Source organism: Pseudomonas sp. nanlin1 (genome assembly GCF_045571515.1).
In the GTDB taxonomy this organism is placed as follows: domain Bacteria; phylum Pseudomonadota; class Gammaproteobacteria; order Pseudomonadales; family Pseudomonadaceae; genus Aquipseudomonas.
Genome location: NZ_CP124218.1, coordinates 1,085,226 through 1,108,651, shown reverse-complemented (window position 1 = coordinate 1,108,651; position 23,426 = coordinate 1,085,226). Strand labels below are relative to the sequence as shown.

The following is a 23,426-nucleotide window of genomic DNA, read 5'->3' as shown; positions in this document are numbered from 1 at the left end:
TCTTGGCGGCGACTGCTTAGTGCGCCGCCCACTCGATTTTCGAAATGTCGACACCGTCTTTGTACATATCCCACAGCGGCGAAAGCGCTCGCAGCTTGGTCACAGCCTCGCAAACCTTCTGCGCGGCGTAGTCAATTTCTGCTTCGGTGCTGAAACGGCCGAAGGTGAAGCGGATCGAACTGTGGGCCAATTCGTCGTTGCGGCCCAAGGCGCGCAGCACGTAGGACGGCTCCAGGGAGGCCGAAGTACAGGCCGAACCGGACGATACCGCCAGGTCCTTGAGTGCCATGATCAGCGACTCGCCTTCGACGTAGTTGAAGCTCAGGTTCAGGTTGTGCGGCACACGGGCGGTAAGGCTGCCATTGACGTACAGCTCTTCGAGGGCCTCGACCTGCTTGTAGAAGCGGTCGCTGAGGGCTTTGAGGCGGACGTTTTCAGCGGCCATTTCTTCTTTGGCCAAACGGAAAGCTTCGCCCATACCGACGATCTGGTGAGTAGCCAGGGTACCGGAACGCATGCCGCGTTCGTGACCGCCACCGTGCATGGTGGCTTCGATGCGCACCCGTGGTTTGCGGCTGACGTACAGCGCGCCGATACCTTTTGGGCCGTAGGTTTTGTGGGCCGAGAACGACATCAGGTCGACCTTGAGGGCCGCCAGGTCGATTTCTACCTTGCCGGTGGACTGGGCCGCGTCGACATGGAACAACACGCCGCGCGAACGGGTCAGCTCGCCGATGGCCGCGATGTCGTTGATGGTGCCGATTTCATTGTTGACGTGCATGATCGACACCAGCGTGGTGTCGTCGCGCAGGGCCGCTTCGATCATCCCTGGGGTGATCAGGCCATCTTCGCCCGGCTCCAGGTAGGTGACTTCAAAGCCTTCACGCTCCAACTGGCGCGTGGTGTCCAGCACGGCTTTGTGCTCGATCTTGCTGGTGATCAGGTGCTTGCCTTTAGAGGCATAGAAGTGCGCGGCACCCTTGATCGCAAGGTTGTCGGACTCGGTAGCACCGCTGGTCCAGACAATTTCGCGAGGGTCGGCATTGACCAGGTCGGCGACCTGGCGGCGGGCGTTCTCAACCGATTCTTCGGCTTTCCAGCCAAACACATGGGAGCGCGAGGCTGGGTTACCGAAGTTACCCTCCATGGTCAGGCAGTCGATCATTTTTTGCGCAACGCGCGGATCAACCGGCGTAGTCGCGGAGTAGTCGAGGTAAATGGGCAACTTCATTGAAAATCTCCTATCAGGCAGGCAACCTGGTCATTCTCATTCGACGGCAGACGTTTCGATCTTATCCAGACGCTGCGTCTTGCCGTTGTTGCAACGGCGCAGGTCCTGGCGCTGAGCGACTTCTTGTACCTCACGGCGAGTGACAAGGTCGGACAGGCTGATACCGCTTAAAAACTCATGAATTTGCTGGCTCAGATCGCACCATAAATGGTGCGTGAGGCAGGTGTCACCGGCATGGCAATCACCCAGCCCCTGGCACTTGGTGGCGTCGACCGACTCGTTGACCGCGTCGATCACCTGGGCGACCTGAATACCTTCCATTTCCCGCGAAAGCTGATAGCCACCACCCGGCCCGCGTACACTGGACACCAGGTTGCTGCGACGCAGCTTGGCGAACAATTGCTCGAGGTAGGACAGCGAGATCCCCTGACGTTCGGAAATATCGGCCAGGGAGACCGGGCCACGTTGCGCATGCAATGCCAGGTCAAGCATGGCAGTCACAGCGTATCGGCCTTTGGTTGTCAGTCGCATGGCAAGTACCACAAGGGGTTCGGAATGGGGGCGAGTATGCTATTCCCGAGTAAATAAGTCAACTATAAGACCTACTGGGTTACTCGGGTTTAGCTGAAAATGGGCGGCGCAATGGTAGCAGCGACGGGCGCTGGCGTCCTCTTAAAATAGCCACCGCCCAATACTCAACGCCGCTCTGTGGCGCTGCTCGCCGCTTCGCACGGTTGCTCTTTGCCCTGCACGCACTCAAAGTCTTCATCGCGCAGCTCGGGCAGATCTTTGCCGCGGTAGTCACTGCCCAGGCGGGTCAACGCACCGCACATGCCTTCCAGGCGACCATCGACGGCCTGCAGGTGATCGAGCAGCTGGCCAATGGCACGGGCGACCGGGTCCGGCATGTCCTCGCTGACACCGTAGGCGTCGAAACCGATCTTTTCCGCCATCGCTTTGCGCCGCGCGTCCAGCTCGCTGTCCGCCTTGACGATGATCCGCCCGGGAATACCGACGACCGTCGCACCGGCCGGCACCGCCTTGGTCACCACCGCATTGGAGCCCACCTTGGCGCCGGCACCGACGGTGAATGGGCCCAGCACCTTGGCCCCCGCGCCTACCACAACGCCATCTTCCAGCGTCGGGTGGCGCTTGCCTTTGTTCCAACTGGTGCCACCCAGGGTGACGCCCTGGTAGAGGGTGACATCGTCGCCGATTTCGGCGGTTTCGCCGATCACGATACCCATGCCATGGTCGATAAAAAATCGCCGCCCGACCTTCGCCCCCGGATGGATCTCGATACCGGTGAACCAGCGGCCGAAGTTAGACACCAGGCGCGCCAGCCACTTCCAGTCACGCAGCCACAGCCAACGGCTGGCCCGGTGCACCCAGATGGCGTGCATGCCGGGGTAGCAGGTCAGCACCTCGAACGCGTTGCGCGCGGCCGGGTCACGGTGAAAGACGCTTTGGATATCTTCGCGTAGACGCTCGAACATTTACTGATCCTTGCGCTTATGCGCCTCGCCACGGGCGAACTTCTGCGTCTCGGTGAGGATGCCGCGCAAAATGCTCATTTCCGAGCGGTTCACCGAACTGCGCCCATACAGGCGGCGCAGGCGCGCCATCAAATGCTTGGGCTGAGCGGGGTCGAGAAAGCCGATCTGCACCAGGGTATTTTCCAGGTGGGCGTAAAACCGCTCCATCTCATCACTGGTGGCCAGCTCGACACTGCGCAGCGAATTGACTTCCGGTTTCAGCGCGCGCTGCGCCTGCCCCTGGGCGGCCAGCCAGGCCATGCGCACCTCATAAGCGAGCACCTGGACCGCTGCGGCCAGGTTCAGCGAGCTGAACTGCGGGTCGGACGGAATGTGCACATGGTAATGGCAGCGCTGCAGCTCTTCGTTGGTCAGGCCGGCGTATTCACGCCCAAACACCAAGGCGACTTCGATGCCTTGGCCAGCCTCCTCCACCGATTTCTGCCCGCACTCACGGGGGTCCAGCAGCGGCCAGGGTATACGCCGGTCGCGGGCGCTGGTGCCGAGCACCAGATTACAACCCACCAGGGCGTCTTCCAAGGTCGCAACCACCTGCGCCGACTCCAGCACGTCGCTGGCACCGGACGCCCGGGCGTCGGCCTCGTGGGACGGAAAGCCTTGGGGATCGACCAGCACCAGGCGCGACAGGCCCATGTTCTTCATGGCGCGCGCGGCCCCACCGATATTGCCGGGGTGGCTGGTATTGACCAGCACGACACGGATATTCTGCAGCAAGGCAAACGCTCACAGTGGCGACTCTAGGGTGGCAAATCTTACAGAAGGTGCTGAACTAACGCCACGAATGCTGTTCGCCCCCTTCTTGTCCGGAACTTTTCTGCTAGAATGATCGGCTTTCTTTAACGACCCAGGTGAAACGTCCATGCAGCCCATGCTGAATATCGCGCTGCGCGCCGCCCGCAGCGCCAGTGAATTGATCTTCCGCTCCATCGAGCGCCTGGATACCATCAAGGTCGACGAGAAGGACGCCAAGGATTACGTCAGCGAAGTCGACCGCGCGGCCGAGCAGAAAATCATCGATGCCCTGCGCAAAGCGTATCCGACCCACGGCATTCTCGGCGAAGAAACCGGCCTGCACGCCGGCAGCGGCGAAGGTGAAGACTACCTGTGGGTCATCGATCCATTGGACGGCACCACCAACTTCCTGCGCGGCATCCCCCACTTCGCCGTGAGCATCGCCTGCAAATACCGCGGCCGCCTGGAACATGCCGTGGTGCTCGACCCGGTACGCCAGGAAGAATTCACCGCCAGCCGTGGCCGTGGCGCCCAGCTCAATGGCCGGCGCTTGCGCGTCAGCGGCCGCACCAGCCTGGATGGCGCGCTGCTGGGCACGGGCTTCCCGTTCCGCGACGATCAAATGGACAACCTCGACAACTACCTGGCGATGTTCCGCAGCCTGGTCGGCCAAACCGCTGGCATCCGCCGCGCCGGCGCCGCCAGCCTGGACCTGGCCTACGTAGCGGCCGGCCGTTTCGATGCCTTCTGGGAATCCGGCCTGTCGGAATGGGACATGGCCGCTGGCGCCCTGCTGATTCAAGAAGCCGGCGGCCTGGTGAGCGACTTCACCGGTGGCCACGATTTCCTTGAAAAAGGCCACGTGGTCGCGGGTAACACCAAGTGCTTCAAAGCCGTGCTGACGGCGATCCAGCCGCACTTGCCGGCCTCGCTCAAGCGCTGATAGCGCGTTACAGCCATAAAAAAAGCACCCATCAGGGTGCTTTTTTTATGGCCGGGGGCAATTGCTTACTGATTCTGCCCGATCATTAACTGGCCATCTTTACCTACCGGGATCTTCGACCCTGGGTCATCTTTCATGCGGACCTGGCTGACTTTGCCGTCCAACTGATATTTGACGTTGTAGCCAACTACCTTGTCGCTGATATCGTTAACCGTGTTACAGCGGGTTTGTGTAGTGGTGTAGGTGTCATTGCTCTGCATGTTTTCCTGCACCTTGTTACCCGCGTAACCACCGCCGACCGCACCCGCAACCGTAGCGATCTTCTTGCCGTTACCGCCGCCGATCTGGTTACCCACCAGGCCACCGGCGACCGCACCCAGTACGCTACCCAGGATCTGATGCTCATCCTTGACCGGACGCTGACGGGTCACAGCGACGTCTTTGCAGACTTCGCGGGGCGTTTTGATCTGTTCTTTAACCGGCTCCACCGCCAACACTTCAGCGTACTCAGGGCCTTTAACGAGGCTGTAGGTCGCAACAGCACCCCCGGCAGTCACACCGACAGCACCCAATACTGCACCAACCAGCAACGACTTGTTCACGTGAACCTCCTGACCATCGGTCACGGGCACTCGCCCGCGTATCTCCCAGCCTTGGAGCAAAAAAAAAGGCGCGAGTTCAATTCTCGCGCCTTCTCACCGGACCAGCGGCATCACTATGCCATTACGGCAACTCGTCTACTTTTTCGGTAGTCGCCGGCGGAATTAGGTCTTCACTGTTCAGGTTCAGCCAGATCAGCACCACGTTAGCGATGTAGATCGACGAGTAAGTACCCGCCATGACACCGACGAACAGCGCAATGGAGAAGCCAAACAGGTTGTCACCGCCGAAGAACAGCAGCGCGGCAATCGCCAACAGGGTCGATACCGAAGTGGCGACCGTACGCAGCAACGTCTGGGTGGTCGAGATGTTGATGTTCTCGATCAGCGTTGCCTTGCGCAGCACGCGGAAGTTTTCCCGGACCCGGTCGAATACCACGATGGTGTCGTTCAGCGAGTAGCCGATGATCGCCAGCACTGCCGCCAGTACCGTCAGGTCGAAGGTGATCTGGAAGAACGACAGGATACCCACGGTAACCACCACGTCGTGGATCAGCGAGATAATCGCCCCCACCGCGAACTTCCACTGGAAGCGAAACGCCAGGTAAATGAGTACGCCGCCCAGCGCCAGGAGCATGCCGAGGCCGCCTTGGTCGCGCAACTCTTCACCCACTTGCGGGCCGACGAACTCTACGCGCTTGATGGTCGCCGGGTTATCCCCGCCGGCCTTGCGCAGCACTTCGGCCACTTCAGTGCCCAACTGCGGGTTTTCACCCGGCATGCGCACGAGTAAATCAGTGGTTGCACCGAAGTTCTGCACTACCGCTTCGTGGTAGCCGCCCCGGGACAGCTCGTCGCGCACTTCCTGCAAGTTGGCCGGCTTCTCGTAAGTCAGCTCGATGAGCGTACCGCCAGTGAAGTCCAAACCGTAGTTCAAGCCCTTGTGAAACCAACTGAACAAGGCCAGGAGGGTCAGCAGAACCGTAATGGCGAACGCAATATTGCGCACGCCCATGAAGTTGATGGTACGTAACATGGCAGCCCCTTAAATCCACAACTTCTTGAAGTCACGCCCGCCAAAAGTCAGGTTGACCATTGCGCGGGTCACCATGATGGCCGTGAACATCGAGGTAAAGATCCCGAGGGACATGGTCACCGCAAACCCTTTAACCGGGCCGGTGCCCATGGCGAACAGAATACCGCCGACCAGCAAGGTGGTCAGGTTGGCGTCGATGATCGCCGAATAGGCGCGATCGAAGCCTTCATGGATCGCCCGCTGGGTCGACATGCCATTGGCGATTTCCTCACGGATCCGCGAGAAGATCAGCACGTTGGCGTCCACCGCCATACCCATGGTCAAGACGATACCGGCGATACCCGGCAGGGTCAGTGTAGCCCCCAGCAAGGACATCAGCGCCAGCAGCATGACCATGTTGAAGGCCAGGGCGACCGTTGCGATCAGACCGAAGAACCGGTAGATGGCCATGATGAACAGCGACACGAACAGCATGCCCCACAACGACGCATCGACACCCTTGGTGATGTTGTCCGCACCCAGGCTCGGGCCAATGGTGCGTTCTTCGGCGAAGTACATCGGCGCGGCCAGGCCGCCCGCTCGCAGCAGCAGCGCCAGCTCGGACGACTCACCCTGGCCATCCAGCCCGGTGATGCGGAACTGGCTACCCAATGGCGACTGAATGGTCGCCAGGCTGATGATCTTCTTCTCTTCGGTGAAAGTTTGCACCGGCACGTCTTTTTCGACGCCATTAACCGTTTGCTTGACGTACTTGGTCAGTGGCCGCTGCTCGATGAAGATCACCGCCATGCTGCGCCCAACGTTGCTGCGCGTGGCACGGCTCATCAGGTCGCCGCCGTGGCCATCCAGGCGAATGTTCACTTGCGGGCGGCCGTGCTCGTCGTAGCTGGCCTGGGCGTCGGTAACCTGGTCACCGGTGATGATCAAACCACGCTCGACCGCCGCCGCAGGGCGATTGCCTTCGCGGAACTCGAACATTTCAGTGGTGGCGCGGGAGTCGTCCGGGCCAGCGCCCAAACGGAACTCCAGGTTGGCCGTTTTGCCGAGGATCCGCTTGGCTTCCGCCGTGTCCTGTACACCTGGCAACTCGACCACGATGCGGTTGGCACCCTGACGCTGGACCAGCGGCTCGGCAACGCCAAGCTCGTTGACCCGGTTACGCACGGTGGTCAGGTTCTGCTTGATCGAGTATTCACGAATCTCGGCGATCTTCGCTTGGGTCATGGCCAAGCGCAGCACCGACAGACCACCACGGGTGTCGGTGGTCAGTTCGAAGTCAGTGAAGCTTTTACGGATCAGGTCGCGGGCCTGGTCGCGAGACGCATCATCGCTAAAGCCCAGCTGAATGGCGCCACCTTGTTGCGGCAGGCTGCGATAACGGACTTTCTCTTTGCGCAGCAGGGTTTTGACTTCGCCTTCATAGACTTTCATGCGCGCATCGAGCGCTTTGTCCATGTCGACTTCAAGCAGGAAGTGCACACCGCCGGAAAGGTCGAGGCCCAGCTTCATCGGGCTGGCACCCAGGCTGCGCAGCCACTGCGGAGTGGTCGGCGCCAGGTTCAGGGCCACGACGTAGTCGTCCCCGAGCGCTTTGCGCACCACGTCCTTGGCCGGCAATTGGTCTTCCTGCTTGACCAGACGCAGCAAGCCGCCTTTGCCATTTTCGGCCAGGGAAGCGCCCTTGACCTGAATGCCGGCGTCGGTGAGCGCTTTGCTCACACGTTCCAGATCAGCCTGATTGACCTGCAGCGCCGTGCTCGCGCCGCTGACCTGAATGGCCGCGTCATCAGGGTAAAGATTCGGTGCGGAATAAATAAAACCGATCGCTAGCACCGCCAGGATCAGTATGTATTTCCACAGAGGGTATTTGTTCAGCATCACGCCGCCCATTCAAGACGCGGGGCGCCTTGCGCGCCCCGACGATGGTAAAAGTCTACTGCTTAGATCGCTTTGAGCGTGCCCTTGGGCAGGGTCGCGGCAATAGCGCCCTTCTGGATTTTCAGCTCAACGGTGTCGGACACTTCAATGACCACGAAGTCGTCGGTGACCTTATTGATCTTGCCCGCGATACCGCCGGAAGTGACCACTTCGTCACCTTTTTGCAAACCACCGAGCAGGTTCTTCTGCTCTTTGGCGCGTTTGGCCTGAGGGCGCCAGATCATCAAGTAAAAGATGACCAGAAAACCAACCAGGAAAATCCACTCGAAACCAGAACCGGCAGGGCCGGCAGCCGGGGCGGCGGCATCCGCGAAAGCGGCAGGGATCAGAAAGCTCATTCAGTGCTCCAATGACTAGAAAGTTGACGCTTGAAGGGGTTGAAACTTATTCCAAAGGCGGCACAGGCAGCCCGCGTTTGGCGTAGAAGGCTTCGACAAAGGCGGCCAATGTACCCTGTTGAATAGCCTCGCGCAAACCAGCCATCAGGCGCTGGTAGTGACGCAAGTTATGGATCGTATTCAACATGCTGCCGAGCATTTCGCCGCACTTGTCCAAATGGTGCAAGTAAGCGCGGGAGAAGTTCTGGCAGGTATAACAATCGCAACTGGCATCCAGCGGCGAGTTGTCATGACGGTGGAACGCGTTACGGATCTTCAGCACGCCCGTGTCGATGAACAAATGCCCATTGCGCGCGTTGCGCGTAGGCATCACGCAGTCGAACATGTCGACCCCGCGGCGAACACCCTCGACCAAGTCTTCAGGCTTGCCTACCCCCATAAGGTAACGAGGTTTGTCAGCGGGCATGCGCCCCGGCAGGTAGTCGAGCACTTTGATCATTTCATGCTTGGGCTCACCCACCGACAGCCCACCGATGGCCAGGCCGTCGAAACCGATCTCTTCCAGGCCCTCGAGGGAGCGCATGCGCAGGTTCTCGTGCATGCCGCCCTGGACGATGCCGAACAACGCCGCAGTGTTTTCACCGTGGGCCGCTTTCGAGCGTAATGCCCAACGCAGCGACAGCTCCATGGACACCCGCGCCACGTCTTCGTCGGCCGGGTACGGCGTGCATTCGTCGAAAATCATCACCACGTCGGAGCCCAGATCGCGCTGCACCTGCATGGATTCTTCAGGCCCCATAAACACCTTGGCGCCATCGACCGGGGATGCGAAATACACGCCCTCCTCTTTGATCTTGCGCATCGCGCCCAGGCTAAACACCTGGAAGCCGCCGGAGTCGGTCAGAATCGGCCCGTTCCACTGCATGAAGTCGTGCAGGTCGCCGTGGGCCTTGATCACCTCGGTACCGGGCCGCAGCCACAGGTGAAAGGTGTTACCCAGGATCATCTGCGCGCCGGTGGCTTCGATGTCCCGCGGCAACATACCCTTGACCGTGCCGTAGGTGCCCACCGGCATAAACGCCGGGGTTTCCACAACGCCACGGGGAAAGGTCAGGCGGCCTCGACGGGCTTTGCCGTCCGTGGCCAGCAACTCAAACGACATACGGCAAGTGCGACTCATGCGGTTTCCCCTGGCGCGCTGGCGTGTGGGCCGCGCGGCGCCGGATTGCGGGTGATGAACATGGCATCACCGTAACTAAAGAAGCGGTACTCGTGATCAACGGCAGCCCGGTAGGCCTCGATCGTCTCCGGGTAACCGGCGAACGCCGAGACCAGCATCAACAGCGTGGACTCGGGCAAATGAAAATTGGTCACCAGGGCATCGACCACATGAAACGGCCGGCCTGGGAAAATAAAGATATCGGTGTCGCCACTGAACGGCTGCAGTTGGCCACTGCGCGCCGCGCTCTCCAGCGAACGCACGCTGGTCGTACCCACCGCGATGACCCGCCCGCCGCGCTGCTTGCAGGCGACGACCGCATCCACCACCGCCTGGCTGACCTCCAGCCACTCTTTGTGCATGTGGTGGTCTTCCAGCTTCTCCACCCGCACCGGCTGAAAGGTGCCCGCGCCCACGTGCAAGGTCACGAACGCGGTCTCGACCCCCTTGGCTGCGATCTGCTCCAACAGCCCCTGGTCGAAGTGCAGCCCCGCCGTCGGCGCTGCCACCGCCCCGGCACGCTCGGCGTAAACGGTCTGGTAGCGCTCGCGATCCGCACCTTCGTCCGGGCGGTCTATATAAGGAGGCAACGGCATATGCCCGACGCGGTCAAGCAACGGCAGCACGTCTTCACTAAAACGCAGCTCGAACAACGTATCGTGCCGCGCCAGCATCTGCGCTTCGCCACCACCCTCCAGCACAATCATCGAGCCAGGCTTGGGCGACTTGCTCGAACGCACATGGGCCAACACCCGATGGCTGTCCAGCACCCGCTCCACCAAAATCTCCACCTTGCCGCCCGACGCTTTCTGGCCAAACACCCGCGCCGGAATCACCCGGGTATTGTTAAAGACCATCAGGTCGCCCGGCCGGAGATACTCAAGCAAATCGGGAAATTGACGATGCGCCAACGCCCCACTGGGGCCATCGAGCACCAACAGCCGGCTGCCGTGGCGCTCGGCCAGGGGATGGCGGGCGATCAAGGAATCTGGGAGTTCGAAGGAGAAATCGGAGACAAGCATGATGAGGTTCGGTTCGACAGGGTTGAAAAGTCTAGCAAATTTCTTCAAATTTCACCACGAAACATGATTGACCAACGGTCGTAGCCTCTCTATACTTCGCCGCCTGTCAGCCCTGATGGCGGAATTGGTAGACGCGGCGGATTCAAAATCCGTTTTCGAAAGGAGTGGGAGTTCGAGTCTCCCTCGGGGCACCAAAATTTAAAAAACCTTGCACTGGCAAGGTTTTTTTTCGGCTGCAGAAAAAGGCCAGAGGCTAAGCTTTCCGAGGCTCATGGCCTGAGCCAGCTTAATGTCCTCCTTGCGCGCGCGGCCAGCGCGCTAAAAGCTTGGCTGCATAGATTCCCAATACCTCCAGTAATAAAAAAAACTAGGTTACGGAGCTGATACTGCATGCGATGTACAAGCCATGCATTGCCGGCCTGCCTGAATTCGAGATGAAAGGCATTCACTTGTTGCAACCAAAAGGAATTGACCATGTCAAGCACACCAAGCTCTACCGCTACAAGCATGCCCATCGCTTCGCAGGAGCCAACCTGGAAGTCAGCACTTAAAGCGCTGAATGAAAACAAATGGTGGTTCGCTCCGCTGGCCATTATTAGCTCAATCATGTTGTTTGCTAGATATCTCTGGGCTGTCGGCCACCCTGAGCTATTGCTTAGCGTTATTGGGAGTCCATCAGCGTTGTTCGTCTGGCTGGCCTTTGCCGTTCTGGGCTTTTTTCTGCTGTATCTAACACTTTCTATTCCAACTGTTTTTTTCATATTCTCAATGCAAACGGCTTCACCGGATGAACATCACCGTGCTGATGTAGCTAGAGGATTAGCGGCAATCGTGATGATCGCGTTCGTAGCACTAATGGCTTACATACTGTTTATACCTTCACAACTTAGCCATCCCTGGATTGCAATCATAGGCTTGGCGTTGATTTCTGCACTCGGCATAGCGGTATTATCGCGTCAGACTTCAGCCGCCGGGAAGGCGGTTTTCCGCAAGGCTCCGGTTGATGGCATAGACCCATGGGGGTATAAGTGGGACCGGGTGATAGGGGTTGGTTGCCTCGCGTGGACAACATCCATGGTGGGTTTATTTCCCGCGCAGATCATCCTCCTGACATGGCGCGGCGCTGAAGAAGGGCTAATGGCAATGTTGGAGGTCGGTGGTTATTTCATATTGTTGATGAGCAGTAGCCTAGTGGCCCCGCTGGTGTTTTTTATCTCAAACAAACCGTTTGATACTCGGCTACGCTATGCAATGCGCGCCTTGGCGGGAGTTATGATAATTAACGTAATACTACTTCCATCCGTATTCGACTTGGGCGTTTTTTCGGGCGCACACCTTCTCAAAATTCGGGATCCACGTCCGTTCGAGTATACCCTGGACAAAAAAGACTACCCCAAGTCGTTGTTCCCGTATACCCAGTGGAAAACAACGCCACTCATCGATGACACTGAGCTCTACAAAGTATTTGCGTTCAGGCAGTTTCAGTTTGGTGATATCTTGCTTTTGTGCCCTGGCCAGCATGCTTCGGTAAAACTTAAATATGTTGAGACTTATGCTGAGGTCTGCGTATCAATCACAGCCTCTAAAGTAAGGTTCTCCGAGATCGCCAAGAAGCTCTCTATAAGTATGCCCGCCGCCGAATGCCTAGTTCCTGCTCCCGTGCAGACCCAAATACCTCGGCCCATATCCCGTCAGCGCAAATGTGCGATTGGCCTTTGAACGAGTACAGATAGCGCCCAACCGTATTTAGCGCGACGGATCTTCGAGAAAAGTCGGAAGATTAGGACTTCCCCCTTGGCCATTTCTTGCGCCAACCTGCGTTCTTCTCTTTCCGCTGGAAAAAAGGGCGCACCTAAACCTGCTGCACGCCATGAAAAACGTGGCTTATGCGCCAACGCTCCTAGTGATAATCCTCTTGATAAATGCCGAGCTCACCAGCAAAAGAGCTGCAAATGATGATGTAGCAGCCCAAGGAGGGGTCTGCACCTGGCTGACAGCCAGACATACCCCCGTCACCGCAATGGGAACCGCTGGAAAGTCATCTACCTATTGCGGTGCAGACTATGTACTGCCTGAAGCCTGATCCAGCGCTCCTCACATGAAAACTCCGCTCGACCGTAGTAGGCGAGCGGGCGGCCCCCCGCCCCGGCCCGATCGCCGATCAACGATCACTGCCTCAGCGCGCTTATACGGTAAATTTGCTAACCAGCCCCTGCAAATGCACACCCAAGCGTGACAACTCAACACTAGAAGCAGCTGTTTCTTCACTGGCAGAAGCGGTTTGTTCGGAGATATCCCGCACGCTGAGCACACTGCGGTTGATCTCTTCAGCTACCGAACTTTGCTCTTCAGCTGAGGCTGCGATCTGTTGGTTCATTGATTCTATGGTTGAGATCGAGCGGCTGATGTTGCCGATCGAGGCGCCGGCATCGCGCGCCAATGCGACGCTGTTATCGGTCAGCAGGCGGCTGTTTTCCAGGGTGGTAGCCACCTGTGCGGTTCGGCTGTGCAAACCACCGATCAATGTCGCAATTTCTTCGGTGGAGCTTTGAGTACGCTGCGCCAGGCTTCTGACTTCATCCGCCACCACGGCGAAACCCCGCCCGGCTTCACCCGCGCGTGCGGCTTCAATGGCGGCGTTGAGGGCCAGTAAGTTGGTTTGCTCGGCGACAGCCTTGATGACGTCCAGCACGCCGCCGATCTTGTTGCTCTCTTGCTTCAATTCATCCATTGCCGTCTTCGAGTGGCCGACCTCGGTAGCAAGTTTTTCGATCTGAAGCACCGCTTTAGCAACGACTTCGTCGCCGTCTCGGGCTTCTTTCGAAGCGCTAACGGCTGCCTGGGAGGCCTGCTCGGCATTTCTCGCGACTTCCTGAACCGTGGCAGCCATTTCATTCATGGCCGTTGCCACCTGATCGGTTTCGCTGCGCTGGCTATTGACCCCTGCATTGGTCTGCTCGGTCACGGCCGACAACTGTACGGCCGAGCTGGCTATCTGAGTCACGCCGTCACGCAGGCCGACGACCAGCTGTCGCAGGTTGGTGGTCATTCGAGCCATGCTGTTTTGCAGCAAGCCGAGCTCATCACGCCGGGTCGTGACTTCGTTGTACGTCAAATCACCATTGGCGACTCGGTCAGCCAATCGCAGCGCCTCATGGAGTGGGCCGACGATCAGGCGGGTGATGACCCACGCGGCCAAGGCGCTGAGGATAAGCGCGACACTGAGCCACAGGATGAGCATTTTGCCGGCTTGACTCACATCCTCGATACGCAGCGAAACTTGGTTCTTGGCTAGCTGATCGGCAGCGCCCAGCAAGATTTCGATGGTTTTTGTGATACCGGCCTGCCCTTGGTTGATTGCGACTTGATCGTCTGAAAATTTATTAATGGCAGCCTTATATTTACCCAGCGTATCGCCGAGACTCTTCACGGCGTCGGTGGCGAATCCAGCGGTTTCCAACGCATTGAGACTATCAATGAACGTCGCAACGGAGGCCATCGCCACCTGCTGAGCATCGGGTTTTAGCGTGTAAGTGTAGCCGCGGACATCCAAGCGCATTTTCTGAAATAGCATCAGCGTTTGCCTGATAGCGTCGCGCTCAGACACTGACCCATCCGGCGAATTGGCCAGGGTATCCAGTTGTTGTAACTTCTCCGTGGCTTGGTCTCCTAAGTCAACAAACAAGGCTCGGCTCGCCTCACGAGCGCGGGTCGCGTTGATGACGTCATTGTAGAAACCTTTGTAAACGGTCATCGCTGCCGTCGCGGTTTTCACATGGGGAGTATTTACATCGGAATCGAGGATCTCGCGCAGATAAGCCAGATGACCGTCGAGATTGTCATAGGCCTTCAACCAACTGGCGCCATTGGCCTCGTCCGAGCTCAGGCTATAGACCAACCGGGCGATACGCATGTCCCGCGTGAGCGTGGTGAGTTGCGCGATGTCGGACACGCGCTGGCTACGTTCGCTCAGTGAGGAGATGCCTCTCCAGCCGGTCAAGGCGATCAGTAGCGTGAATATGATCACCAAAGTGAAGCCGAGTATAAGTTTCGACTTAACGCTCATATTAACTAATAAACTTTTTAGCATGCCGCCCTCTCAGAGTTATCGATTTTCGACGCAGCAAGGGGCGACTCCATGCCATTGCTACAGCTCAAAACATCGGCGGACTGGAGGAAAACTTTAAGCAAAACCGTTGACAAACCGCTATTAGGTCGATCAATTTTCCGCATACAAAAAGACTGGCAAAAAGTTCACTTTTTTGATCCAGTGAGTCTTTTAGGGGCGATTTCTGCACCGCCGCAAACACCAGCCAAGCGGCAAATGGCTCGACTGTGCAACTAGTCCCCCTCCCCCAACAACGCCATAATCCACCCCACCTCCCGCGCTACCCCCTGCGCTTTCTCCTGCGCCACGCCTTGGCGCGACCGGGCAAATTGGGCCAAAGTCTTCTGCTTGAGCCGCAACCGCCGCTGCCACTTGAGCAAAAACGCCGGGGTGCGCGCTTGCAGTTGCAGGGGCCCGAAGTAGAGTTCCTCGGGGCTGTAGCGCACTGGCCCGGTGCGGTCGGCGACGATGATTTCGTAGTCGAAGCGATTTTCCCGCAGGGCGTCTTCGTGGAGGATGCGATAGTTGTGGTCCATCAGCCATTGGCGCAGGGGTTGTTCGCCGCCGTTGGGTTGCAGGATCAAGCGTTCTAGGCCGCTGAGGTGCGCTTTGCCGCTGTCAAGGATGTCGCGGATAGTTTCGCCGCCCATGCCGCAGAGGCTGATCGCGCTGATCTGGTCTTGGGGTTGGATGGCCGCCAGGCCGTCGGCGTGGCGTACGCTGATGCGCTCACCCAGTTGATTGTCGTACACGGTGCGTTCAGCCGCGTGAAATGGGGTCAGCGCCAGCTCCCCCGCCACCGCGAAAGTGATCGCCCCGCGGTGCATCAACGCCACGGGCAGGTAAGCGTGGTCCGAGCCGATGTCGGCCAAGCGTGCGCCGGCCGGTACGAGCGCGGCGACGCGTTCCAGGCGTGCGGACAGTGTCTGTGGATTCAACGATAACCTCTGTGCAAACGGCGGCAGGCCGGCGTCACGTGCGCTTGGCCGCCAATAAAACGGAAGCCGCCGCCGCCAATAACCCTGCACAGCAACGGTTGAATAGGCGCTGGCCCTTGGGTGTGGCGAACCACCGGCGCATGTGCAAGCCCATGTAGGCATAGAGGCTGATGGCAACCCATTCCAGCAGCAGAAATAGCGCGCCGAGGGTGGCGAATTGCGCGGTCATGGCCTGGGCTGGGTCGACGAATTGCGGCAGGAATGCGGTAAAGATCAAGATGGCTTTGGGGTTGCCCGCCGCCACCAGAAACTCCTGGCGGGCTAGGCCCAAAAGCTTCACTGGAGCATCCGTCGCATGGGCTTGGCTGTTCGGGGCGGCGTTCCAAAGTTGATAGGCAAGGTAAAACAAATACCCGGCCCCTACGATTTTGATCCCGTAGAACAGTAATTCAGAGGCTTGCAACACCGCCGCCAACCCTACGGACGCGAGGGCAATCATGCCGGTAAACGCCAACAGGCGCCCGCCACCCGCCAGGCAGGCCATGCGATAGCCGTAGCGGCTGGCGTTACTGATCGAGAGCAGGTTGTTCGGCCCGGGGGCCATGTTCAGGGCGAAGCAGGCGGGGAGAAACAGCGCAAGGGTGGCGAGGTTCATAGGGGGCCTATCGAGCTCTTCTGGGGCAGCGGATGCATCGCCGCCCAGATTAGCAGATCGGCGGCGAGCCGCGCCCGCAGTGCGCTGCGTTACATCACAAACCGCCGTAAAGCGCCGTTGAGCTCCACCGCTAGCCCAGCCAAAGCCTGGCTGGACGCGTCGGTCTGCTGCGCACCGGCGGCGGTGTTGACCGACAGGTCGCGGATGCGTACCAGGTTGTGGTCGACTTCCCGCGCCACCTGCGCTTGCTCTTCGGCGGCGCTGGCAATCACGGTGTTGCGCTCATCGATTTTGAGCACCGACTCGGCGATCACACCCAGGGCTGCGCTGGCCGACTCGGCCTGGCGTTGGGTTTGTTTGGCACTGTCGGTGCTGCTTTGCAGAGCATCGAGGGTTTGTTTGGTGCCCTGCTGAATGCTGCCGATCATGCTTTCGATTTCTCGGGTCGATTCCCCCGTGCGTTGGGCCAGTGCCCGCACTTCGTCGGCAACCACCGCAAAGCCGCGCCCGGCGTCACCGGCGCGTGCGGCTTCGATGGCGGCGTTGAGGGCCAACAGGTTGGTCTGCTCAGAGACCGCGCGGATCACTTCCAGCACCTTGGTGATATCGGCCGTACGCATGGCCAGGGCCTTGGCCTGGTCGGCGGCTTCTTCGACATTGCGGGTCAAGGCGTCGATGGAGCCTAGGGTCAGGTTGAGCTGGGCCTGGCCGTCCTGGGTGGACTTGGCCGAAGCCTTGGACTCGGTCGAAGTGGCCACCGCGTTACTGGCGACTTCCTCTACGGCCTGGCTCATTTCGGTCACGGCGGCGGCGGCCATTTCGATTTCCTGATGCTGCTGGTGCAGGTCCGAAGCGCTCTGGCGCATTTGCGAGGTCATCTGCGATGACGCCGTGGACAACTGACTGGACGCACCGGCGACTTGCTGCAGGGTGTTGCGCAGGTTGTCACGCATCAGCGCCATCGATTGCAGCAGTTGGGCCGGCTCGTCGCTGCCGCTGGTATCGATCGCCCCGGTGAGGTTGCCCTGGGCGATGGTCTGGGCCGCACCGACCGCCTGCTTCAGAGGAACTGCCAGTGACAGGGTCAGGCGCCAGGCCAGGAGCAACGTCAGCACGACTGTAATCATGATGAAGACAAACGCCCCGGAGCGTGCACTGCCGTAGGCGGCCGCAGCGACTTCGCCCGAGTTGTTGGCAGAATCGTCGTTGAGTTTTTCCAGCTGGCTGAGGAGGTCCGTCAGTTGCTTGGCAACATTGCTCATTTCGCCTTTGACCAACAGGCGCGCAGGCGCCAGGTCATTGGCTTTGACCAACCCGTAAACTTGTTCGGAAAGCTGGATGTACTGGGCGTAGGCCTGTTCAATATTGTCGACCAGGGCTTTTTCGTCACTGGCGGTAATCAGCGGCCGATAACGCTGGATAGCCTCAGCGAAGTTCTGGCGCTCTTTCTTCAGTAGGGTGTAATTGGTTTCCAACTGCGCCGGTTCAGGCATTGCGATCAGCTCGACCGAGCGAAAGCGACTCATGGCGAAAGCCATGGCAATGTCATCCCCCGTGCCGACGCCGGGCAATGCGTCGGTCTCGATGCGCAACCCCTCATCGTGCACGCTAGACAGTTGCATCAGGCTGAACGCACCGAACGCGAGGATGACGATCACCATGAGACCGAAACACATGAGTGTCCGTTTGGCGATGTTCAAACGTCTTAAATTCATTGGGGGGCACCTGAATGGATAGGGCGGCGAGATCAAGGGTGTAAAGGCTTTCTCGGCCGAGATAGAGCCTTCTTGAGAGGATCCAACTTAGCGAGCTGCGACAAATCGCCGCAAATCATAATATTGATATATCTCAATATTAGAATACTATCGAACCCACATTCTTCACGTGGCTACTTCCCATGTACGAAACAACACTATTGACCCCGATCAAATTGGGCCCACTGACCCTGGAAAACCGCCTGGTGCTGCCCCCACTGACCCGCTCGCGCAGTAGCCAGCCAGGCAATATTCCTAACGCGCTCATGGCTGAGTATTACCGCCAACGCAGCACGGCCGGCTTGCTGATCACCGAAGGCATTCAGATCGAACCCCGCGGCCAGGGTTATGCTTGGACACCAGGCCTGCACTCCCAAGCGCAAATCGACGGCTGGAAGCAGGTGACCGCTGCGGTGCATGGGCAAGGCAAACCGATTTTCGCTCAGCTCTGGCATGTGGGCCGAGTCTCCCATACCTCATTGCAACCCCAAGGCGAGGCACCTATTGCGCCTTCGGCCATACGTGCCGAGAACGTCAGCGTGTTTATCGAGACCGGGCCGGGCACCGGCGCCCTGGCCGAACCTTCCGCGCCGCGAGCGCTGAGCACCGCCGAAGTCAAAGACTTGGTCAACCTGTACGCACAGGCGGCACGCAACGCCCTGGAAGCCGGTTTCGACGGTGTCGAACTGCACTGCGCCAATGGCTACCTGGTGAACCAATTCATCAGCGCCCATAGCAACCAGCGCACCGACGAATACGGCGGCTCACTGCACAATCGTCTGCGCTTTCTGCGGGAAATCACGCAGGCCGTAGCGGATGTCGTGGGTAAAGAACGCGTGGGCGTGCGCTTTGCGCCTCTGTTCAGCAGTACCGACGAAGCACGGGTGTACCTTGGCCTGGTCGAGGCCAACCCCCATGAAACCTACATCGAAGCGATCAAGGCGATGCAGGCCATCGGCATTGGTTACGTGTCCATGGCCGAGGCCGACTGGGACGCCGCCCCCGCCCTGCCGGACAGCTTCCGCCAGGCGGCACGCGAAGCGTTCAGCGGGCTGTTGATGTACGCCGGCAAGTACGATGGCCCACGCGCGGCCAAGGTGATCGAAGCCGGCTGGGCCGACCTAGTGGGCTTCGGTCGCTGGTTTATCGCCAACCCCGATCTGCCCGCACGGCTGCGCAATGGCTGGCCATTGGAGCCGCTGGACGCAGCGTCGATGTACGGTGGCACCGCTGTGGGCTACACCGACTACCCGGTGTACACAGGCTAAATGAACAGGGGCGCGCTGGTGAAATGGTTGAGATCGGCATATCTTGATACCCAGGTATCTCAATCCGGCTCGCCCCATGAACTTTGACCTACACGAAGCGCTGAAAGCGCTGGCCAACCCTACACGTTTGCAGATCATGACGTGGTTGAAAGACCCGCGCGTGCATTTCCCGACCCAGGAGATCGACCCTGAGGTGACCGGGGTTTGTGTCAGTATCATTCAGGAAAAGGTGGGGCTGTCGCAGTCCACCGTGTCGCTGTACCTCACCGCCCTGCAACGGGCAAAGCTGGTGACTTCGCAACGCATCGGCCCATGGACCTACTACAAGCGCAACGAAGGGGTCATCGAGCAGTTGCTGCTCGAGTTCGGCCAGCGCGTGTAGCGCTGGCCGGGCCACTCACTTAAGCAGTTTAAGCAGCGCTTGGGCGGTCGCTTCCGACGAGCCAGGGTTCTGCCCGGTCAACAGCAAACCATCGGCGACGACATAGCTGCCCCAGTCCGGGCCTTTGGAGTACTCGGCGCCGTTTTCACGCATCGCGTCTTCCACCAGGAAGGGCACCACGTCAGTCAACTGCACCGCTTCCTCTTCGGTGTTGCTGAAGCCGGTGACCCGCTTGCCTTTGACCAGCGGGCTGCCATCGGCCGCCTTCACGTGGCGCAGTACGCCAGGTGCGTGGCACACCGCGCTCACCGGTTTGCCCGCCGCGTAGAGGTCTTGGATCAATGCGATGGAATGGGCATCTTCAGCCAGATCCCACAGCGGGCCGTGGCCGCCTGGGTAAAACACAGCGTCGTAGCCCTCAGCCTTGATCTCAGCCAATACGTGGGTGTTGGCCAGAGCCTGCTGGGCGTCGGTGTCTTTACGAAAGCGCTCAGTGGCGGCGGTCTGCGCATCGGGCTCGTCGCTTTTTGGGTCCAGCGGCGGCTGGCCACCTTTGGGCGATGCCAGGGTCAGCTGCGCGCCGGCATCTTTGAAGACGTAATACGGCGCGGCGAATTCTTCGAGCCAGAAACCGGTTTTCTTACCGGTGTCGCCGAGTTGGTCGTGGGAAGTCAAAACCATCAGAATCTTCATGCTGTCCTCGCGGGGTGAAGGAAGTTGCAGATACTGTCTGACAGGTGATCACGCCGTTGGTGCCCTGCATCAGGCCCCGAAGCTTTGCGAGGGGCGCCGCAGGGTGGGATCGAACGGGTTGATTTTCGGCCCGATCTCAGCGGCCTCGCGCTTGAGTAGCTCGACCACCGTGGGCAGCCGGTCAGGGCCTAGACGGTCGGTAATGGTACCGACGCTCAAGGCGGCCACCGCGTAACCTTCCCGGTTCAAGATCGGCACGGCCAGGCCGGCCATGCCAGGCAACACCCCGGTGTTACGGGCGGCGTAACCCAAGGCCCGCACCTGCTCCACTTCGGAGCGCAAAAACACCTCGTCGTACAAATGGAAATCGCGCAACCGCGGCAAGTTGTAGCGCATCACCGTCTCGCGCTCTGCTTGCGGCAGAAACGCGAGGATCGCCAGGCTGCCTTGGCCGACGCCCAAAGCTACGCGGCCGCCGATGTCGCCCGTGAAGGTGCGTATCGGGTAAGGCCCTTCGCTGCGGTCCAGGCAAATCGCGTCGAATCCGCTGCGGGCCAACAAAAACAGGGAATCGCCAAGGGACGCCGATAGGCGCAACAGGCTGGGGCGCACCAGTTCGCGCAAGCTGCCCTGGCTACCTGCACGGGCCGCCAGGGCAAAGAATTCAAGGCTCAAGCGGTAGCGTTTACTGCGTGCGTCCTGCTCCACCATGCCCTCGTCCACCAAGCTGCGTAATAGCCGGTGGGTGGTCGGTTGCGACAAACCGATGTGCTCGGCGAGCTGGGTGACCCGCTCGCCGCCCAGGGGCGCCTGCCCTAACTGCCGGAGCACGGCGAACAAGCGCGAGACGCTGCTAACCCCAGTTTCCTGTTGCGTGTTATTTCGCTCAGTGGAATCCATATCGATTAAACCTGGGATTAAATTCATTCAGCGAATAAATATCAAAATAGATCACCGCTCAGTGAAATTCTATCTTTCGCGCATCCTAAGCTTCGGCGTAGGCTGAGTCCACAAGGGGCGAATCAGACAATTCGAAAGGCAGCCGACTCAGATCGAGCGCCACGCACCTGCACCACCTTGCTGGCTTCGCACCTGCCCATGACACTCGACAACGACCGGTGGAAGGTGACGATGGCATTTCTCCAGCTTCAAGGCCTGTGCAAACGCTATGGCTCCATCGACGCGGTGGTTGCGACCGACCTGGCCGTGGCCAAAGGCGAATTCGTATCTTTGCTGGGCCCTTCGGGCTGCGGCAAGACCACCACTCTGCAAATGATCGCCGGTTTCGTTGACGTCAGCGCCGGGCGCATTGTCCTCGACGGTCGTGACATCACCCATGAAAAACCCAGCAGCCGTGGCCTGGGCGTGGTTTTTCAGAGCTACGCGTTGTTCCCCCATATGAGCGTGCGCGACAACGTCGCTTTCGGTTTGAAGATGCGCAAGGTGGCGGCCGCCGACCTGCAGCGCCGGGTCGACCGGGTATTGCAGTTGGTGCGCCTGGACGCCCATGCCGAGCGCTACCCGCGGGAGCTTTCCGGCGGTCAACGGCAGCGCGTGGCCCTGGCCCGCGCCTTGGTGATCGAACCGCCGGTATTGCTGCTCGATGAACCGCTGTCGAACCTGGACGCCAACCTGCGCGAAGAAATGCAATTCGAAATCCGCCGCATCCAGTGCGAGGTGGGGATTACCACGCTGATGGTGACCCACGACCAATCCGAAGCCTTGTCGATCAGCGATCGCGTGGTGGTGATGCAAGCCGGCCGCGTGACCCAAATCGACGAGCCCTACAACCTCTACGAACATCCGCGCACGCGTTTTATTTCAAGCTTCGTCGGCAAGGCCAACCTGCTGCCTGGCGCCGTCGATACGCAGGGCATCCCGCAGGTGGCGCAGCACCCGGACACCGCTGTGCTGAGCCTGAGCTTGCGTCCAGAGAAGATCGACCTGGTGCAAGCCGGTAGCGGGCGTCTGCAGGGCCAGCTCAGCAGCCGCTATTTTCTCGGCAGCCAGTGGCTGTATCGCGTCACCACGGGGTTGGGTGAAATCACTGTGGTACGCCGTAACGATGGCTCAGCGCCCCTGGCCATTGGCGCCGCCGTGGGGCTGGACTGGTCGGCGCAGTTGCTGCGGGTGTTGGCCGCCGATGAGGTGCCGGCATGAGCCAGCGAGCCCGCGGCTACCTGCTGTCGGCGCCCGCCCTGGCCTTGTTCGTTGGGCTGCTGGTACTGCCTCTGGGGTTAACGTTGGTGTTGTCGTTCAACGTATTCGACTACTCGGTAGGGGTGAAAAGCGCTGAGTACACTTTCGCCCATTACGCCACGCTGTTCAGCGACTCGTATTTCTACGAGATCTTCTGGCGGACGTTCTGGATCAGCGCCCTGGTGACGCTGCTGTGCGTACTGATCGGCGTGCCGGAAGCCTACATCCTGAGCCGCATGGGCAGCCCCTGGCGCTCCATCTTTCTGATTCTGATCCTCACGCCTTTGCTGGTCTCGGTGGTCGTGCGGGCCTTCGGCTGGAGCCTACTGTTGGGCGCCGACGGCTTGATCAATCAAGGCATTGCCGCCCTCGGGGGGCGGCCGGTGAAACTGCTGTACACCCCATTCGCCGTGATCATCGCCCTGGTGCACGTGATGCTGCCGTTCATGATCATCCCGGTCTGGACCTCTCTGCAAAAGCTCGACCCCGCCGCCGAGCAGGCCGCGCACTCGCTGGGCGCCAGCCAGGCGAAGGTGATGCGCTTGGTGGTGCTGCCGCAGATCATGCCCGGGGTGCTCTCCGGCACGCTGATCGTATTCGGCCTGGCGGCCAGTTCGTTCGCCATCCCTGGTTTGCTCGGCGGCCGGCGCCTGAAGATGGTGGCCACGGTGGTGTATGACCAATACCTCTCTGAGCTGAACTGGCCCATGGGGGCCACCATCGCGGTGGTCCTGTTGCTGGCCAACCTGTTGATCATGCTGTCCTGGAACCGCTTGGTCGAAGGCCGTTACAAGAAAACCCTGGGGGAATGATCG

General features: G+C 59.7%; 23 protein-coding genes, 1 tRNA gene and 2 pseudogenes. 8 read left to right on the top strand and 18 right to left on the bottom strand.

The window, feature by feature from the left end:
* Positions 1-16 precede the first annotated feature (16 nt).
* The 4 genes from QCL65_RS05215 to trmJ all read right to left on the bottom strand — a co-directional run bounded on the left by QCL65_RS05215 (position 17) and on the right by trmJ (position 3,501).
* On the bottom strand, positions 17-1,231 hold the full coding sequence (locus QCL65_RS05215) for an IscS subfamily cysteine desulfurase (RefSeq protein ID WP_407315224.1): 1,215 nt from the start codon (positions 1,229-1,231) through the stop codon (positions 17-19).
* A gap of 36 nt (positions 1,232-1,267) precedes the next feature.
* Entirely contained in the window at positions 1,268-1,762 is a 495-nt protein-coding gene (iscR, locus tag QCL65_RS05210; protein ID WP_407315223.1) for a Fe-S cluster assembly transcriptional regulator IscR, read from the bottom strand.
* A gap of 164 nt (positions 1,763-1,926) precedes the next feature.
* Positions 1,927-2,727 carry a serine O-acetyltransferase gene (cysE, locus tag QCL65_RS05205; protein ID WP_407315222.1) on the bottom strand — a complete coding sequence of 267 codons (801 nt, stop codon included), beginning with the start codon at positions 2,725-2,727 and terminating at the stop codon, positions 1,927-1,929.
* Positions 2,728-3,501 carry a tRNA (cytosine(32)/uridine(32)-2'-O)-methyltransferase TrmJ gene (trmJ, locus tag QCL65_RS05200; protein ID WP_407315221.1) on the bottom strand — a complete coding sequence of 258 codons (774 nt, stop codon included), beginning with the start codon at positions 3,499-3,501 and terminating at the stop codon, positions 2,728-2,730.
* 145 nt (positions 3,502-3,646) lie between these two features.
* Between trmJ and suhB the strand changes: the two genes are divergently transcribed.
* Complete coding sequence (gene suhB, locus QCL65_RS05195) at positions 3,647-4,462, top strand: inositol-phosphate phosphatase (protein ID WP_407315220.1); 816 nt, start codon at positions 3,647-3,649, stop codon at positions 4,460-4,462.
* A gap of 65 nt (positions 4,463-4,527) precedes the next feature.
* Here suhB and QCL65_RS05190 read toward each other — a convergent pair whose 3' ends face one another.
* The 6 genes from QCL65_RS05190 to queA form a co-directional block, all read right to left on the bottom strand.
* Positions 4,528-5,064 carry a glycine zipper 2TM domain-containing protein gene (locus QCL65_RS05190; RefSeq protein ID WP_407315219.1) on the bottom strand — a complete coding sequence of 179 codons (537 nt, stop codon included), beginning with the start codon at positions 5,062-5,064 and terminating at the stop codon, positions 4,528-4,530.
* 121 nt (positions 5,065-5,185) lie between these two features.
* A complete protein-coding gene (gene secF / locus QCL65_RS05185; protein ID WP_407315218.1) occupies positions 5,186-6,097 on the bottom strand; it encodes a protein translocase subunit SecF in 912 nt (303 codons plus the stop codon).
* A 9-nt stretch (positions 6,098-6,106) separates the two neighbouring features.
* Positions 6,107-7,975: a protein translocase subunit SecD gene (secD, locus tag QCL65_RS05180; protein ID WP_407315217.1), complete on the bottom strand. Its 1,869-nt coding sequence runs from the start codon at positions 7,973-7,975 to the stop codon at positions 6,107-6,109.
* 62 nt (positions 7,976-8,037) lie between these two features.
* Positions 8,038-8,373, bottom strand: a complete 336-nt coding sequence (gene yajC, locus QCL65_RS05175; RefSeq protein WP_407315216.1) for a preprotein translocase subunit YajC — start codon at positions 8,371-8,373, stop codon at positions 8,038-8,040.
* A 46-nt stretch (positions 8,374-8,419) separates the two neighbouring features.
* Positions 8,420-9,535: a tRNA guanosine(34) transglycosylase Tgt gene (gene tgt / locus QCL65_RS05170; RefSeq protein WP_407316677.1), complete on the bottom strand. Its 1,116-nt coding sequence runs from the start codon at positions 9,533-9,535 to the stop codon at positions 8,420-8,422.
* Positions 9,536-9,549: 14 nt separating this feature from the next.
* Complete coding sequence (gene queA / locus QCL65_RS05165; protein ID WP_407315215.1) at positions 9,550-10,614, bottom strand: tRNA preQ1(34) S-adenosylmethionine ribosyltransferase-isomerase QueA; 1,065 nt, start codon at positions 10,612-10,614, stop codon at positions 9,550-9,552.
* 109 nt (positions 10,615-10,723) lie between these two features.
* Between queA and QCL65_RS05160 the strand changes: the two genes are divergently transcribed.
* Positions 10,724-10,808 (top strand) — tRNA-Leu (locus QCL65_RS05160).
* Between the two features lie 280 nt (positions 10,809-11,088).
* Positions 11,089-12,333 (top strand): hypothetical protein, encoded by a 1,245-nt coding sequence (locus tag QCL65_RS05155; RefSeq protein WP_407315214.1) that lies wholly within the window; start codon positions 11,089-11,091, stop codon positions 12,331-12,333.
* A gap of 466 nt (positions 12,334-12,799) precedes the next feature.
* On the opposite strand, the gene QCL65_RS05150 is transcribed toward QCL65_RS05155, so the two are convergent.
* Positions 12,800-13,513, bottom strand: coding sequence for a methyl-accepting chemotaxis protein (locus QCL65_RS05150; RefSeq protein ID WP_407316675.1), 714 nt, complete (start codon positions 13,511-13,513; stop codon positions 12,800-12,802).
* 141 nt (positions 13,514-13,654) lie between these two features.
* Positions 13,655-14,680 (bottom strand): annotated as a pseudogene (locus tag QCL65_RS05145) (methyl-accepting chemotaxis protein); the annotation flags it as partial.
* Between the two features lie 72 nt (positions 14,681-14,752).
* On the opposite strand from QCL65_RS05145, the gene QCL65_RS05140 reads away from it, so the two are divergent.
* Entirely contained in the window at positions 14,753-14,959 is a 207-nt protein-coding gene (locus QCL65_RS05140) for a hypothetical protein (RefSeq protein WP_407315213.1), read from the top strand.
* Here the strand turns inward: QCL65_RS05140 and QCL65_RS05135 are convergent.
* From QCL65_RS05135 to QCL65_RS05120, 4 genes and pseudogenes are all read right to left on the bottom strand, one after another.
* Positions 14,956-15,660 (bottom strand): tRNA (adenine(22)-N(1))-methyltransferase, encoded by a 705-nt coding sequence (locus tag QCL65_RS05135; RefSeq protein WP_407315212.1) that lies wholly within the window; start codon positions 15,658-15,660, stop codon positions 14,956-14,958. The genes QCL65_RS05140 and QCL65_RS05135 overlap by 4 nt on opposite strands.
* A gap of 34 nt (positions 15,661-15,694) precedes the next feature.
* On the bottom strand, positions 15,695-16,315 hold the full coding sequence (locus QCL65_RS05130) for a LysE family translocator (RefSeq protein WP_407315211.1): 621 nt from the start codon (positions 16,313-16,315) through the stop codon (positions 15,695-15,697).
* A gap of 89 nt (positions 16,316-16,404) precedes the next feature.
* Positions 16,405-17,133, bottom strand: coding sequence for a methyl-accepting chemotaxis protein (locus QCL65_RS05125; protein WP_407316673.1), 729 nt, complete (start codon positions 17,131-17,133; stop codon positions 16,405-16,407).
* Between the two features lie 129 nt (positions 17,134-17,262).
* Positions 17,263-18,030: pseudogene (locus QCL65_RS05120) on the bottom strand (MCP four helix bundle domain-containing protein); the annotation flags it as partial.
* Between the two features lie 182 nt (positions 18,031-18,212).
* Between QCL65_RS05120 and QCL65_RS05115 the strand changes: the two are divergent.
* Positions 18,213-19,337 carry an alkene reductase gene (locus tag QCL65_RS05115; RefSeq protein WP_407315210.1) on the top strand — a complete coding sequence of 375 codons (1,125 nt, stop codon included), beginning with the start codon at positions 18,213-18,215 and terminating at the stop codon, positions 19,335-19,337.
* A 76-nt stretch (positions 19,338-19,413) separates the two neighbouring features.
* Positions 19,414-19,719 carry an ArsR/SmtB family transcription factor gene (locus tag QCL65_RS05110; RefSeq protein ID WP_407315209.1) on the top strand — a complete coding sequence of 102 codons (306 nt, stop codon included), beginning with the start codon at positions 19,414-19,416 and terminating at the stop codon, positions 19,717-19,719.
* A gap of 15 nt (positions 19,720-19,734) precedes the next feature.
* Here the strand turns inward: QCL65_RS05110 and QCL65_RS05105 are convergent, their stop codons facing one another.
* Positions 19,735-20,412, bottom strand: coding sequence for a type 1 glutamine amidotransferase domain-containing protein (locus QCL65_RS05105; RefSeq protein WP_407315208.1), 678 nt, complete (start codon positions 20,410-20,412; stop codon positions 19,735-19,737).
* Positions 20,413-20,481: 69 nt separating this feature from the next.
* Complete coding sequence (locus QCL65_RS05100; protein ID WP_407315207.1) at positions 20,482-21,312, bottom strand: IclR family transcriptional regulator; 831 nt, start codon at positions 21,310-21,312, stop codon at positions 20,482-20,484.
* 231 nt (positions 21,313-21,543) lie between these two features.
* On the opposite strand from QCL65_RS05100, the gene QCL65_RS05095 reads away from it, so the two are divergent.
* Positions 21,544-22,572: an ABC transporter ATP-binding protein gene (locus QCL65_RS05095; RefSeq protein WP_407315206.1), complete on the top strand. Its 1,029-nt coding sequence runs from the start codon at positions 21,544-21,546 to the stop codon at positions 22,570-22,572.
* Positions 22,569-23,423 (top strand): ABC transporter permease, encoded by an 855-nt coding sequence (locus QCL65_RS05090; RefSeq protein WP_407315205.1) that lies wholly within the window; start codon positions 22,569-22,571, stop codon positions 23,421-23,423. The genes QCL65_RS05095 and QCL65_RS05090 overlap by 4 nt, the downstream gene beginning before the upstream one ends.
* Positions 23,424-23,426: the final 3 nt, after the last annotated feature.

Excerpts from the sequence above, each read along its gene's own strand:
- QCL65_RS05155 (WP_407315214.1), top strand. The coding sequence starts at position 11,089 with ATGTCAAGCACACCAAGCTCTACCGCTACAAGCATGCCCATCGCTTCG.
- secD (WP_407315217.1), bottom strand. The coding sequence starts at position 7,975 with ATGCTGAACAAATACCCTCTGTGGAAATACATACTGATCCTGGCGGTG.
- QCL65_RS05090 (WP_407315205.1), top strand. The coding sequence starts at position 22,569 with ATGAGCCAGCGAGCCCGCGGCTACCTGCTGTCGGCGCCCGCCCTGGCC.
- suhB (WP_407315220.1), top strand. The coding sequence starts at position 3,647 with ATGCAGCCCATGCTGAATATCGCGCTGCGCGCCGCCCGCAGCGCCAGT.
- iscR (WP_407315223.1), bottom strand. The coding sequence starts at position 1,762 with ATGCGACTGACAACCAAAGGCCGATACGCTGTGACTGCCATGCTTGAC.
- secF (WP_407315218.1), bottom strand. The coding sequence starts at position 6,097 with ATGTTACGTACCATCAACTTCATGGGCGTGCGCAATATTGCGTTCGCC.
- QCL65_RS05100 (WP_407315207.1), bottom strand. The coding sequence starts at position 21,312 with ATGGATTCCACTGAGCGAAATAACACGCAACAGGAAACTGGGGTTAGC.
- queA (WP_407315215.1), bottom strand. The coding sequence starts at position 10,614 with ATGCTTGTCTCCGATTTCTCCTTCGAACTCCCAGATTCCTTGATCGCC.
- yajC (WP_407315216.1), bottom strand. The coding sequence starts at position 8,373 with ATGAGCTTTCTGATCCCTGCCGCTTTCGCGGATGCCGCCGCCCCGGCT.
- cysE (WP_407315222.1), bottom strand. The coding sequence starts at position 2,727 with ATGTTCGAGCGTCTACGCGAAGATATCCAAAGCGTCTTTCACCGTGAC.
- QCL65_RS05150 (WP_407316675.1), bottom strand. The coding sequence starts at position 13,513 with ATGAATGAAATGGCTGCCACGGTTCAGGAAGTCGCGAGAAATGCCGAG.
- QCL65_RS05105 (WP_407315208.1), bottom strand. The coding sequence starts at position 20,412 with ATGAAGATTCTGATGGTTTTGACTTCCCACGACCAACTCGGCGACACC.
- QCL65_RS05110 (WP_407315209.1), top strand. The coding sequence starts at position 19,414 with ATGAACTTTGACCTACACGAAGCGCTGAAAGCGCTGGCCAACCCTACA.
- QCL65_RS05140 (WP_407315213.1), top strand. The coding sequence starts at position 14,753 with ATGCCATTGCTACAGCTCAAAACATCGGCGGACTGGAGGAAAACTTTA.
- QCL65_RS05115 (WP_407315210.1), top strand. The coding sequence starts at position 18,213 with ATGTACGAAACAACACTATTGACCCCGATCAAATTGGGCCCACTGACC.
- QCL65_RS05095 (WP_407315206.1), top strand. The coding sequence starts at position 21,544 with ATGGCATTTCTCCAGCTTCAAGGCCTGTGCAAACGCTATGGCTCCATC.
- QCL65_RS05215 (WP_407315224.1), bottom strand. The coding sequence starts at position 1,231 with ATGAAGTTGCCCATTTACCTCGACTACTCCGCGACTACGCCGGTTGAT.
- tgt (WP_407316677.1), bottom strand. The coding sequence starts at position 9,535 with ATGTCGTTTGAGTTGCTGGCCACGGACGGCAAAGCCCGTCGAGGCCGC.
- QCL65_RS05130 (WP_407315211.1), bottom strand. The coding sequence starts at position 16,315 with ATGAACCTCGCCACCCTTGCGCTGTTTCTCCCCGCCTGCTTCGCCCTG.
- QCL65_RS05125 (WP_407316673.1), bottom strand. The coding sequence starts at position 17,133 with ATGGCCGCCGCCGCCGTGACCGAAATGAGCCAGGCCGTAGAGGAAGTC.